Here is a 12,708-nt window from a genome sequence, read left to right on the forward strand (position 1 = left end):
GCTACGGCGTCTTCCCGGGCTCGGCCGCCGCGTACCGGTCACGCAGCTCGTCCAGGACACCGAAGGCCGCCGCCGTCAGCGGCACCGCCATCAGCATGCCGACGATCCCCGCGACCGCGGCACCCGCGGCGATCGCCAGCATCACCACCGCCGGATGCATCTGCACGGTCCGGCTCTGGATCAGCGGCTGGAGCACATGCCCCTCCAGCACCTGGACCGCGAGCACCACCCCGAGCGCCCACAGCGCGATGACGAACCCGCGGTCGGCCAGCGCGACCAGCACCGCCACCGCCCCGGAGATGAAGGCGCCCAGGTAGGGGATGTAGGCACCGACGAAGACCAGCGCCCCGAGCCCCACCGCGCCCGGAACGTCGAGGATCAGCAGGCCGACGGTGATGCACACCGCGTCGATCAGCGCGATGAAGGTCGTCCCGCGCATGAACCCCTCGACGGCGTGGTAGGCCCGCCGGGCCATGGCCACCACCATGTCGCCCGAGCGGCGCGGGGCGAGGGCGCGCAGGGCTCCGGCGGTCCGGTCGGAGTCGCGCAGGAAGAAGAAGACGAGCAACAGGGCCAGCACGGCCATGGCGAGCGTCTCGCCGACCACGCTGACGCCGCTGATGACACCGGAGGCGGCCGTGCCGCCGAACTTGGACAGCAGCTCGCGGGAATTGGACGCGAGATCGTCGAGCGAGGTCCCGGCGGCCCCGAAGTGCTCGGCGAGATCCCGTGCCGCGGTGCGCAGCGAGGCGACGATCTGGTCCCCGGACTCGATCAGCGCGGCCACGACGATGTACACGGCCCCGCCGACCACGGCGACGACCGCGACACAGGTGAGCCCGGCGGCCAGGGACCGCCGCACCCCGACCCGCACGAGCCACCGGTGCAGCGGCCCGAGCAGCGCGGTCCCGAGCAGCGCGAGCAGCACGGGGATCACGGCCGGCCGGAACTCCACGCACAGCAGGATCCCGACGTAGACGACCCCGGAGGCGAGCAGGACGACGGCACACCAGGCGGCGAACCGTCGGACCGGCTCGGGCAGCAACGGCGAGAAGTCCTGCACACGCCCAGCCGATCACGCCCGGCGGGGCGTGTCCTGCCCTGGCACCCCGCGCGGGTGACCGGCCGGGCAGGACGGCCCGGTCAGCCCTCTTCGGGCCCCGCCTCGGTCATCCCGTGCACGGCCGGGATCGTGCCCAGCCGGCCCTTCTGGAAGTCCTCGAAGGCCTGCATGAGCTCGTCCTTGGTGTTCATCACGAACGGGCCGTAGTGGACCATCGGCTCCCGGATCGGCCGGCCGCCGAGCAGTACGACCTCCAGGTCCGGCGTGTGGGAGTCCTGCTTCTCGTCCGCCCGCACGGTCAGCGACGACCCGGCGCCGAAGACGGCGGTCTGACCCAGGTGGATCGGACGCCGCTCGGTGCCGACCGCGCCCTTGCCCGCCAGGACGTACGCGAGGCCGTTGAAGTCCTCGCGCCACGGCAGCGTGAGCTCCGCGCCCGGCGCCAGCGTCGCGTGGATCATCGTGATCGGCGTGTGCGTGATGCCGGGACCGGCGTGGCCGTCCAGCTCACCGGCGATGACGCGCAGCAGCGCGCCGCCGTCGGGGGTGGTGAGCAGCTGGACGCTGCCGCCCCGGATGTCCTGGTAGCGCGGCGGCATCATCTTGTCGGCGGCCGGGAGGTTCACCCACAGCTGGAGCCCGTGGAAGAGGCCGCCCGACATGACCAGGTGCTCCGGCGGCGCCTCGATGTGCAGCAGGCCGGCGCCCGCCGTCATCCACTGGGTGTCGCCGTTGGTGATGGTGCCGCCACCGCCGTTGGAGTCCTGGTGGTCGAAGATGCCGTCGATGATGTAGGTGACGGTCTCGAAGCCGCGGTGCGGGTGCCAGGGCGTGCCCTTGGGCTCACCCGGCGCGTAGTCCACCTCACCCATCTGGTCCATCATGATGAACGGGTCGAGATGGCGGTAGTTGATCCCGGCGAAGGCCCGGCGCACCGGGAAGCCCTCGCCCTCGAAACCGCTCGGCGCGGTCGTGACGGCCAGCACGGGACGCGCCACGGCGTCGGCCGGTGCGGCCACGCGGGGCAGCGTCAACGGGTTCTCGACGGTCACTGCAGGCATGTCGGTACCTCCTCGGGTACGCCCAGTTTAGTTGAGCGTTGAACTTCTTGCCACCCCAAACAGAGAAAGCCCGGAGGGCATTCCCTCCGGGCGGCACGCAACGGCGTCACAGGTCAGCCGTACATCCGGCGCATCGCGAACTCCACCATCTGCTCGACCGCCTTCGCGTCGAACACCATGCGGTGCTCGCCCTCCATGTCGAGGACGAATCCGTACCCGGTCGGCAGCAGGTCGATCACCTCGGCACCGGTGATCACGAAGTACTTGGACTCCTTGCCCGCGTACCGCCGCAGCTCCTTGAGCGAGGTGAACATCGGGATCACCGGCTGCTGGGTGTTGTGCAGGGCCAGGAATCCGGGGTTGTCGCCGCGCGGGCAGTACACCTTCGACGTGGCGAAGATCTGCTGGAAGTCCTCCGCGGCCATCTGCCCGGTGGTGAACGCGCGCACCGCGTCGGCGAGCGAGGGCGCGGACGGCTCCGGGTACAGCGGCGGCTGCTGCCCGTACCCGCCCGGCATCTGCTGCTGCGGCGGGACGTAGCCCTGCTGTGCCCCTACGTTCTGGTCGTAGCCGTACATGCCCCACAGACTACTGACCCGCGAGAGGGCTGAGTCACAGATGTCCGGATCGGGGTTGCTTCTTATTACCGACGGGTAGCATCATCGTAGCTACTGATTGGTACGTGAACTAGGTGCGAGGAGTCAGTGCCTCGCCGATCTCTCTAACGGAGCCGTCGCCATGGGGCACTACAAGTCGAATCTCCGCGACATCGAGTTCAACCTCTTCGAAGTACTCGGGCGCGACAAGCTGTACGGCACCGGCCCGTTCGAGGAGATGGACGTCGAGACCGCGAAGAGCATCCTCGAGGAGCTCACCCGCCTCGCGGAGAACGAACTGGCCGAGTCCTTCGCCGACGCCGACCGCAACCCCCCGGTCTTCGACCCCGAGACGAACACCGCCCCGGTCCCCGAGTCCTTCAAGAAGAGCTACCAGGCCTTCATGGACTCCGAGTACTGGCGCCTCGGCCTGCCCGAGGCCATCGGCGGCACGACGGCTCCCCCGTCGCTGATCTGGTCGTACGCGGAGCTGATCCTCGGCGCCAACCCGGCCGTGTGGATGTACTCCTCCGGCCCGGCCTTCGCCGGCATCCTCCACGAGGAGGGCAACGACGTCCAGAAGAAGATCGCGCAGATCGCGGTCGAGAAGCAGTGGGGCTCGACCATGGTCCTCACCGAGCCGGACGCCGGCTCGGACGTGGGCGCCGGCCGCACCAAGGCCGTGCAGCAGGAGGACGGCTCCTGGCACATCGAGGGCGTGAAGCGCTTCATCACCTCCGGTGAGCACGACATGTCGGAGAACATCCTCCACTACGTGCTCGCCCGCCCCGAGGGCGCAGGACCCGGCACCAAGGGCCTGTCCCTGTTCCTCGTCCCGAAGTACCTCTTCGACTTCGAGACCGGCGAGCTCGGCGAGCGCAACGGCGTCTACGCCACCAACGTCGAGCACAAGATGGGCCTGAAGGCCTCCAACACCTGCGAGATGACCTTCGGCGACCGCCACCCCGCCAAGGGCTGGCTGATCGGCGACAAGCACGACGGCATCCGCCAGATGTTCCGCATCATCGAGTTCGCCCGCATGATGGTCGGCACGAAGGCGATCTCCACCCTCTCCACGGGCTACCTCAACGCCCTGGAGTACGCCAAGGAGCGCGTCCAGGGTCCGGATCTGGCCAACTTCATGGACAAGACCGCGCCCAAGGTCACCATCACCCACCACCCCGACGTGCGCCGCTCGCTGATGACGCAGAAGGCGTACGCGGAGGGCATGCGCGCCCTCGTCCTCTACACGGCCTCGATCCAGGACGCCATCGCGGTCAAGGAGGCGGCCGGCGAGGACGCGAAGGCCGAGCACGCGCTCAACGACCTGCTCCTGCCCATCGTCAAGGGCTACGGCTCCGAGAAGGGCTACGAGCAGCTCGCCCAGTCGCTGCAGACCTTCGGCGGCTCCGGCTTCCTGCAGGAGTACCCGATCGAGCAGTACATCCGGGACTCCAAGATCGACACCCTGTACGAGGGCACCACGGCGATCCAGGGCCAGGACTACTTCTTCCGGAAGATCGTCCGCAACCAGGGCGCCGCGCTGAACTCGCTCGCCGAGGACATCAAGAAGTTCCTGGCGCTCGGCGAGGGCGGCGAGGAGCTGGCGACCGCCCGCGAGCACCTCGCCAAGGCCGCCGTCGAGCTGGAGGCCATCGTCGGCCTGATGCTCACCGACCTCGCGGCCACCGAGCAGGACGTCAAGAACATCTACAAGGTCGGGCTCAACACCACCCGCCTGCTGATGGCCTCCGGTGATGTGATCGTCGGCTACCTGCTGCTCAAGGGCGCCGCGGTGGCCGCCGAGAAGCTGCCGACGGCCACCGGCAAGGACCAGGCCTTCTACACCGGCAAGATCGCCGCTGCGAAGTTCTTCGCGGCCAACGTCCTGCCCGGCGTCACCCTGGCCCGCAAGGTCGCCGAGGGCGTCGAGCTGGACCTGATGGAGCTGGACGAGGCGGCGTTCTAGTCCCGTCCCCGGCCCGCCCCACGAGGGCCCGCCTCCCGTCCGCGGGAGGCGGGCCCTCGTCCGTCGTCACCCGGCCCTCATCCGTCGTTAAGGTGAACCCCATGAGCGCACCCTCCCGCTTCGACCGCGGCCACACCGACGACCTGATGACCTTCCTCGCGGCGAGCCCCACGCCGTACCACGCCGTGGCGAACGCCGCCGAGCGACTGGAGAAGGCGGGCTTCCGGCAGGTCTCGGAGACGGACGCCTGGGACGGGACGAGCGGCGGCAAGTACGTGCTGCGCGGCGGCGCGATCGTCGCCTGGTACGTCCCCGAGGGCGCGGAGGCGCACACGCCGTTCCGGATCGTCGGCGCCCACACCGACTCCCCCAACCTGCGCGTGAAGCCGCGGCCCGACAGCGGGGCGCACGGCTGGCGCCAGGTCGCCGTGGAGATCTACGGCGGCCCGCTGCTCAACTCCTGGCTCGACCGCGACCTGGGCCTGGCCGGCCGGCTGACCCTGCGCGACGGCTCGACCCGCCTGGTGAACGTCGACCGCCCGCTCCTGCGGGTCCCGCAGCTCGCCATCCACCTGGACCGCTCGGTGACGGCGGAGGGCCTCAAGCTCGACAAGCAGCGCCATATGCAGCCCGTCTGGGGGCTGGGCGGCGACGTGCGCGACGGCGACCTGATCGCCTTCCTCGAGGAGACCGCCGGCATCCCGTCCGGCGAGGTCACCGGCTGGGACCTGATGGTGCACTCCGTGGAGCCGCCGGCGTACCTGGGCCGCGACCGCGAGCTGGTGGCGGGCCCGCGCATGGACAACCTGCTGTCCGTGCACGCCGGCACGGCAGCGCTGGCGGCGGCGGCCGCCACCCCGGACCTGCGGTACATCCCGGTGCTCGCCGCCTTCGACCACGAGGAGAACGGCTCCCAGTCGGACACCGGCGCGGACGGCCCGCTGCTCGGCGGCGTCCTGGAGCGCTCGGTGTTCGCCCGCGGCGGCTCGTACGAGGACCGCGCCCGCGCCTTCGCGGCGACCGTCTGCCTCTCCTCGGACACCGGACACGCGGTCCACCCCAACTACGCGGAGCGGCACGACCCCACGCACCACCCCCGCATCGACGGCGGCCCCATCCTCAAGGTCAACGTCAACAACCGTTACGCCACGGACGGTTCGGGCCGCGCGGTGTTCGCGGCGGCCTGCGAGAAGGCGAACGTCCCCTTCCAGTCCTTCGTCTCCAACAACGCGATGCCCTGCGGCACCACGATCGGCCCGATCACGGCGGCCCGTCACGGCATCCGCACGGTGGACATCGGCGTGGCCATCCTCTCCATGCACAGCGCCCGCGAACTGTGCGGCGCCCAGGACCCGTTCCTGCTGGCCGAGGCGCTGACGGCGTTCCTGGAGGGCTAGGGCCGGGAGGTCAACTCCCGCCGGGAGCATGAGTCCTGACGGCCCGGGTACCCGGTGTCAACCGGAACGACCGGACAGGAAGGCGTGACTCATGGGCCTCGGCGGATGCATCATCCTCATCGCGGTGGGAGCCATTCTCACCTTCGCGACCGACTGGGACATGCAGGGAGTCAACCTGGACCTGGTCGGCATCATCTTCATGATCGTCGGCCTGATCGGCGTGGCGACCTTCAGCAGCATCGCCCGCCGCAGGCGCGTGGTGGTCCCGCCCGCGACCCCGGTCGTGGACGACCCGGCGGCCCATCACCACCGCCGCGACGGCTATTCGGACGGGTACGGCGCGTAAGCCGGTCCCCGGCCGGGAGGGCACGAGCGGGCTTCAGAGCCGCGAGGTCGGCGGTGACGGGAAAGGGGCTCACCCGCCTGTGCCGGTGAGCCCCCTCGTCAGCGCGTCGGTTCAGGCCTTGCCGAAGCCGTAGCTCAGGAGCTTCTTCGCGTCCTTCTCGCGCTGGGACGCCGAGGACGAGGCCAGGACCGTGCCGATGACCGTCTTGCCGTTCCGCGTCGCCGCGAAGACCAGGCAGTACTTGGCCTCCGGGCCCGAGCCGGTCTTCACCCCGATCGTGCCGCTGTAGCTGCTGAGCAGCGTGTTGGTGTTGGTCCACGGGGCCATCGTGCGGGTGCTGCCCGTCTTGGTGATGGTCTTCGCCGTGTACTTCTTCGTCTTGACGATCTTCCGGAAGGTCGTGCTCTTCATCGCGCTGCTGGCGATCTTCGTCAGGTCGCGCGGCGTCGAGTAGTTCTTGCCGTTGCCGATGCCGTCGAAGGAGTCGAAGTGGGTGTTCTTCAGGCCCAGCTTCTTCGCGTCGGCGTTCATCTTCCCGATGAAGGACTTCACGCGAGCGGCCCGCGTCGTGCCCGTGCCGAACTTGTCCGCCAGCGCGTACGCCGCGTCGCAGCCCGAGGGCAGCATCAGGCCGTAGAGCAGCTGGCGCACGGTGACCTTGTCGCCGACGATCAGGCGCGCGGACGAGGCGTTCTTCGACACGATGTAGTCGCTGTACGCCTTCTGGATCGTCACCTTGGCGTCCAGGTTCAGGTTCTTCTGCGCGAGCACGACCTTCGCGGTCATGATCTTCGTCGTCGAGCCGGTCGAGCGGCGCGTGTCCGCGGCCTTGGTGTACAGCGACTTGCCGCTCGCGTTGTTCATCACGTAGCCGCCCTTGGCGACGATCGTGGGCGCCGTCGCGGCGGCCTGCGCCGGCGCCGCGTAGAGGGCACCGGAGGCGAGCACGGCGCCGGTGGTCACGGCGACGCCGGCGGCTCTGCTGAGGCGGATGCCCATAATGCCGTTCTTCAAGTGAAATACCCCGATTACCGTGAATGGCCCTGCTGTGCGGCCTAGTTGAGGAGCGGCCTGGCATACAAGGGCCGCATGTATCCGACGCACACCTCGGGCGGATGGTTGTGCCGCGGGAGGGACGGATCTCGGCGGCGGGCACGCGTCCGCATGATGGACGGATGCAACCACGCGTACGTGTTGTATCTATCCTGTCGGCATGAGCCTGGCCGCCGTGAGACAACCGCCCGCCGCCGACCGCGTCTACACCCACGTCAAACAGGGCGTCCTGGAACGCCGTTACGAAGGCGGGACCCTCCTCACCGAGGGCGAACTGGCCGAGGCCGTCGGAGTGTCCCGCACCCCCGTGCGCGAGGCGCTCCTGCGTCTGGAGGTCGAGGGCCTGATCCGGCTCTACCCGAAGAAGGGCGCCCTCGTCCTGCCCGTCTCCGCGCAGGAGATCGCCGACGTCGTCGAGACCCGGCTGCTGGTCGAGGAGCACGCGGCACGCAAGGCCGTCCCCGCGCCGCCCGGCCTCGTCGAACGGCTGGAGGGCCTGCTCGCCCGGCAGAAGGAGCAGGCCGCCGCCGGCGACCTCGCCGGGGCCTCCGTCACCGACCGCTGCTTCCACGCCGAGATCGTGCGCAGCGGCGGCAACGAGATCCTCTCCCGCCTCTACGACCAGCTGCGCGACCGTCAGCTGCGCATGGGCGTCGCCGTGATGCACTCCCACCCCGACCGCATCGCCAAGACCCTCGTCGAGCACGAGGAGATCCTTCAGGCGCTGCGCGACGGCGACGCGGAGGCGGCGGTCGCGGTCGTCCGCCGGCACGTCGGCTGGTTCTCCCACCTGGCGCGGGGGGAGGTGCGATGAGCAGCGCGGGTTCCACCGGTACCCTGCCCGGCGATCCCCCGGGCGGACGGCGCGCCCTCGCCGTGTGGGGCATCGGCGTCTCGGTCTATTTCGTCGCCGTCATCTTCCGTACGTCGCTGGGGGTGGCCGGCCTCGACGCCGCCGACCGCTTCGACGTGGGCGCCTCCGCCCTGTCGACGTTCTCCATCCTCCAGCTGCTGGTGTACGCGGGCATGCAGATACCCGTGGGCCTGCTGGTCGACCGGCTCGGCACGAAGAAGGTGCTGGGCCTCGGGGTCGTGCTGTTCACCGTGGGTCAGCTCGGGTTCGCGCTGTCGCCGTCGTACGGCATGGCGCTCGCCTCGCGTGCGCTGCTCGGCTGCGGTGACGCGATGACGTTCATCAGCGTGCTGCGGCTGGGCACGCGCTGGTTCCCGGCCCGGCGCGGGCCCCTGGTCGCGCAGCTGGCGGGGCTGGTGGGCATGGCGGGGAACCTGGTGTCCACGCTCGTGCTGGCCCGGCTGCTGCACGGGGTCGGCTGGACGGCGGCGTTCGCGGGCAGCACGCTCGCGGGCGTGGTGGTGTTCGTGCTGCTGGTGCTGTTCCTCAGGGACCACCCCGAGGGGTACGAACCGGAGCCCGTCCCGCATCAGGGTGCCGCGTACGTACGGCGGCAGATCGCGGCGTCGTGGCGGGAGCCGGGGACGCGGCTGGGGCTGTGGGTGCACTTCACCACCCAGTTCCCGGCGATGGTGTTCCTGCTGCTGTGGGGCATGCCGTTCCTGGTCGAGGCGCAGGGGCTGACCCGCGCGACGGCCGGTGAGCTGCTGACACTGGTCGTGCTGTCCAACATGGTCGTCGGGCTCGTGTACGGCCAGGTGGTGGCCCGGCACCACGGAGCGCGGCTGCCACTGGCGCTGGGGACGGTGGGGGCGACCGCGCTGCTGTGGGGGTTCGTGCTGGGGTATCCCGGCGACACGGCGCCGATGTGGCTGCTGATCGTCCTGTGCGTGGTGCTGGGGGCGTGCGGTCCGGCGTCGATGATCGGGTTCGACTTCGCGCGTCCGGCGAACCCGCCGGAGCGGCAGGGGACGGCCTCCGGGATCACGAACATGGGCGGGTTCGTGGCTTCCATGACGACGCTGTTCGCGATCGGGGTGCTGCTGGATGTGACCGGGGACGACTACGTGGTGGCGTTCTCGTCGGTGTTCGTGCTGCAGGCGCTGGGCGTGAGCCAGATCCTGCGGCTGCGGAGGCGGGCCGCGCGCAGGGAGGAGCGGCTGGTGGCGAGCAGGGTGACGTCGGTCCACGTTCCCGCGTGAACACGCCGGCGGCCGCGTGGCGCCGGACGGCAACGTGACTGCCGGGGAGGCCGCGTGAGCGCGGACGGTCGCGTTAGCACCGGAGGGCCACGTGGCTGCCGGACGGCCGCGTTAGCGCGGACCGTCGCGTAAGCGCGGACGGCCACGTGACTGCCGGGGAGGCGGCGTGAGCGCCGGACAGCCGCGCGAGCGCGGACGGCTACGTGGCCGCCGGACAGCCACGTAGTGCCGGACGGTCGCGTGGCCGCCGGACAGCCACGTAGCGCCGGACGGCCGCGAGCGCGGACCGCCTCGTAAGCGCGGACGGCCGCGTGGCTGGCGGGGAAGCCGCGTGAACGCCGGGGAGGCTCCTCGTCGGCCGATCGCGCTGTTAGCGTGGCCGGTTGAGCGAGGGGGAGCGACACGTGACATCCACGACGTTTCGTATCGGCGGCGATCTGACGGTACGGCGGCTGGGGTTCGGGGCCATGCACCTGCCGACGGACCCGGGGCCGGCCCGCGAGAAGTCGGTCGCGGTCGCCCGCAGGGCCGTCGAGCTGGGGGTCACCCTGATCGACACCGCGTATCTGTACGGCGGGGGAGCCAACGAGCAACTCCTTGCCGACGCCCTGCACCCCTACCCGGACGGACTGCTGATCACCACGAAGGTCGGTGTCGCACGGTCGGGACCCTCGAGCGAGTGGAAGCTCGACGGGCGCCCGGCCGTGCTGCGCGATCAGGTCGAGCAGGCGCTGCGCCGGCTGCGCGTCGAGCGGATCGAGCTGCTCCAGCTGCATCGCATCGACCCCGAGATCCCGCTCGCCGACCAGGTGGGCACGCTGCGGGACCTCCGGGCCGAGGGCAGGATCGGCCGGATCGGGCTGTCCGAGGTCACCGTCGACGAACTCGGCGAGGCACGGAAGATCGTCGACATCGCGAGCGTGCAGAACCGGTACAACCTGCTCGACCGCGAGCACGAGCCCGTCCTCGCGGCCTGCGAGGCAGCGGGGATCGCGTTCCTGCCGTGGCGCCCCGTCGCCTGGGGCGAGTCGGGGGCGAGGGCCGAGATCGCCGCCGTGGCGTCCGCGCTCGGCGCCACACCGACGCAGGTCGCGCTCGCCTGGCTCCTCGGCCACTCACCGGTCGTCCTGCCGATCCCCGGCACGGCCCGGATCGACCACCTGGAGGAGAACCTCGCCGCGGAACACCTCGACATCCCCGCGGTGCACCGCGCCCGCCTCGACCGCCTGGCCGAACCGGGGTGACGCGGCGCCCCGGGGATGCCGTGGGGCTCCGGCAGGGGCGGCCCGGGGACTACTTCGTCACCGCGAAGTTCCGCAGGATCGCCGCCGCCAGATCCACGTCGCCCTCCGTCTTCACCCGGTCCGTCACCGCCTCGTGGGTCACGCGGCCGCAGGCCAGGCGGACATAGGTCTCCCAGTCGAGGGTGAGCGTCGCGGCGGGGCCGAGGGCGGGGGCGGTCTCCAGGGTGCCACGGCCCTGGATGTCGACGCGGATCGTGCGCAGGAACTCGACGGGACCGTGCACGTCGACGACCACGGCGGAGCTGCGCGGCGCCTGCGCCTTGTCGGCCACCACGTGCGGCAGCTCGTCGAGCAGTACGTCACGGGCGACGTACGCGCCGGGGGAATCCAGGTTGCCGGGGCGGCCGAGGGCCGTGCGCAGGTCCTGTTCGTGCACCCACACGTCGAACGCGTGCCGGCGCATGGACTCCTCCAGCGTCAGCTCGGTGCCGAGCGGGCCACGCACCTTCGTCCCCGGGTCGCGCGACTCGTTCCGCAGCTGGCGGTTGCGGCGGATGATCGTGTACTCCAGCTCGGCGGTCATCTCCGGCGCCGTGTGGTGGCGGCGGACGTCGACCTGCATCTCCATGTAGCGCTGGTGGTCGTTGGTGACGTGGAACAGGTCACGCGGCAGCGTGTGGATGGGACGGGGGTCGCCGAGCATCTCGCAGTCCAGGCCGATGACATGGGAGACGATGTCGCGGACCGACCAGCCCGGGCACGGGGTCCGCCGGTTCCAGTCGGCCTCCGGGAGCGGCTGCACCATCTCGGATATCGCTTCGACGGAGTGGGTCCAGGCGTCGGCGTAGGGCTGGAGGGTGGGATGCGGACTCACGGAACTTGGACCCCTCGGCGGTCGGTACACGGGCAGGTGGTGGCGGCGGTGCCTGTGGGCGGTGGCTGCACCCGGCGGGTGTCTCGGGAGGCTAAGTTACGCTGCGGAGAGGCACCCCGGCAGTGCTTTCGTGTGACGATCGTAGGCCCGTGTGGACGGGTCGAATGCCAGGACGGTGGTAGTGTGCGCGCTTCCTTGCTCCAAGTCGCCGTGAACGAGGACGAATCGGTCGAAGCACGTCGGCTGCGGGTCGCCGGGATGGTACGCGATCAGGCCGGAGCCGATCTCGTCGTACTGCCGGAGCTGTGGACCACCGGCGCGTTCGCCTACGAGGAGTTCGGGCGCGAGGCAGAGCCCCTCGAAGGGCCGACCCACGAGGCGATGGCCAAGGCCGCGAGCGACGCGGGCGTGTGGCTGCACGCGGGCTCGATCCCCGAGCGTGACCCGGACGGGCCGATCTACAACACCTCTCTCGTCTTCTCCCCCTCCGGTGATCTGGCCGCCGCCTACCGCAAGATCCACCGCTTTGGCTTCGACAAGGGCGAGGCCGTGCTGATGGGCGCGGGCGACGAGCTGGTGACGGTGCGTCTGCCGCGGACCACGCTGGGCGTGGCCACCTGTTACGACCTCCGTTTCCCCGAACTCTTCCGCGGTCTCGTGGACGCCGGTGCCGAGACCTTCGTGGTGCCGGCGGGCTGGCCGGAACGCCGCCGGTCCCACTGGACGCTGCTGGCTCAGGCGCGGGCGGTGGAGAACCAGTCGTTCGTCCTCGCGTGTGGAACGGCCGGGACGCACGCCGGGGTTCCCCAGGCGGGTCACTCGATCGTGGTCGATCCGTGGGGCGAGATCCTGGCGGAGGCCGGTCCCGACGAGGAGATCCTGACCGTCGACTTCGACCCGACCACGGTCACGAACACCCGCGAACGCTTCCCGGCCCTGAAGGACCGCGTCCTGGGCCTGAACCCGCCCCGCCGCTAGGACATCGCGGAC

General features: G+C 70.6%; 12 protein-coding genes. 7 read left to right on the plus strand and 5 right to left on the minus strand.

What is annotated here, in order from left to right; all coding sequences use genetic code 11:
- Position 1: 1 nt before the first annotated feature.
- The 3 genes from AB0412_RS15110 to AB0412_RS15120 form a co-directional block, all read right to left on the minus strand.
- Positions 2-1,063, minus strand: a complete 1,062-nt coding sequence (locus AB0412_RS15110; RefSeq protein ID WP_366403010.1) for an AI-2E family transporter — start codon at positions 1,061-1,063, stop codon at positions 2-4.
- 80 nt (positions 1,064-1,143) lie between these two features.
- Positions 1,144-2,124 carry a pirin family protein gene (locus AB0412_RS15115; protein WP_366403011.1) on the minus strand — a complete coding sequence of 327 codons (981 nt, stop codon included), beginning with the start codon at positions 2,122-2,124 and terminating at the stop codon, positions 1,144-1,146.
- Between the two features lie 113 nt (positions 2,125-2,237).
- A complete protein-coding gene (locus AB0412_RS15120; protein ID WP_260826196.1) occupies positions 2,238-2,702 on the minus strand; it encodes an SseB family protein in 465 nt (154 codons plus the stop codon).
- Between the two features lie 160 nt (positions 2,703-2,862).
- Here AB0412_RS15120 and AB0412_RS15125 point away from each other — a divergent pair, with 160 nt between their 5' ends.
- From AB0412_RS15125 to AB0412_RS15135, 3 genes are all read left to right on the plus strand, one after another.
- The gene (locus tag AB0412_RS15125; protein WP_366403012.1) at positions 2,863-4,689 is read left to right on the plus strand and encodes an acyl-CoA dehydrogenase; all 1,827 of its coding nucleotides are present in this window, start codon (positions 2,863-2,865) and stop codon (positions 4,687-4,689) included.
- Between the two features lie 101 nt (positions 4,690-4,790).
- Complete coding sequence (locus tag AB0412_RS15130) at positions 4,791-6,086, plus strand: M18 family aminopeptidase (protein WP_366403013.1); 1,296 nt, start codon at positions 4,791-4,793, stop codon at positions 6,084-6,086.
- A 91-nt stretch (positions 6,087-6,177) separates the two neighbouring features.
- Positions 6,178-6,432 carry a DUF6458 family protein gene (locus AB0412_RS15135; protein ID WP_366403014.1) on the plus strand — a complete coding sequence of 85 codons (255 nt, stop codon included), beginning with the start codon at positions 6,178-6,180 and terminating at the stop codon, positions 6,430-6,432.
- 111 nt (positions 6,433-6,543) lie between these two features.
- Here the strand turns inward: AB0412_RS15135 and AB0412_RS15140 are convergent, their stop codons facing one another.
- Positions 6,544-7,446 carry a D-alanyl-D-alanine carboxypeptidase gene (locus tag AB0412_RS15140; protein ID WP_366403015.1) on the minus strand — a complete coding sequence of 301 codons (903 nt, stop codon included), beginning with the start codon at positions 7,444-7,446 and terminating at the stop codon, positions 6,544-6,546.
- A 199-nt stretch (positions 7,447-7,645) separates the two neighbouring features.
- Here AB0412_RS15140 and AB0412_RS15145 point away from each other — a divergent pair, with 199 nt between their 5' ends.
- The 3 genes from AB0412_RS15145 (at position 7,646) to AB0412_RS15155 (ending at position 10,844) form a co-directional block, all read left to right on the plus strand.
- Positions 7,646-8,299 (plus strand): GntR family transcriptional regulator, encoded by a 654-nt coding sequence (locus tag AB0412_RS15145; protein ID WP_366403016.1) that lies wholly within the window; start codon positions 7,646-7,648, stop codon positions 8,297-8,299.
- On the plus strand, positions 8,296-9,600 hold the full coding sequence (locus AB0412_RS15150) for an MFS transporter (protein ID WP_366403017.1): 1,305 nt from the start codon (positions 8,296-8,298) through the stop codon (positions 9,598-9,600). The genes AB0412_RS15145 and AB0412_RS15150 overlap by 4 nt, the downstream gene beginning before the upstream one ends.
- Before the next feature lie 404 nt (positions 9,601-10,004).
- Complete coding sequence (locus AB0412_RS15155) at positions 10,005-10,844, plus strand: aldo/keto reductase (RefSeq protein WP_366403018.1); 840 nt, start codon at positions 10,005-10,007, stop codon at positions 10,842-10,844.
- 49 nt (positions 10,845-10,893) lie between these two features.
- On the opposite strand, the gene AB0412_RS15160 is transcribed toward AB0412_RS15155, so the two are convergent.
- Complete coding sequence (locus tag AB0412_RS15160; RefSeq protein ID WP_366403019.1) at positions 10,894-11,718, minus strand: maleylpyruvate isomerase family mycothiol-dependent enzyme; 825 nt, start codon at positions 11,716-11,718, stop codon at positions 10,894-10,896.
- A gap of 183 nt (positions 11,719-11,901) precedes the next feature.
- Here AB0412_RS15160 and AB0412_RS15165 point away from each other — a divergent pair, with 183 nt between their 5' ends.
- Positions 11,902-12,696 carry a carbon-nitrogen family hydrolase gene (locus AB0412_RS15165; protein ID WP_366403020.1) on the plus strand — a complete coding sequence of 265 codons (795 nt, stop codon included), beginning with the start codon at positions 11,902-11,904 and terminating at the stop codon, positions 12,694-12,696.
- Positions 12,697-12,708: the final 12 nt, after the last annotated feature.

Origin of the sequence: Streptomyces sp. NPDC052012 (genome assembly GCF_040689265.1) — a bacterium.
GTDB lineage: Bacteria > Actinomycetota > Actinomycetes > Streptomycetales > Streptomycetaceae > Streptomyces.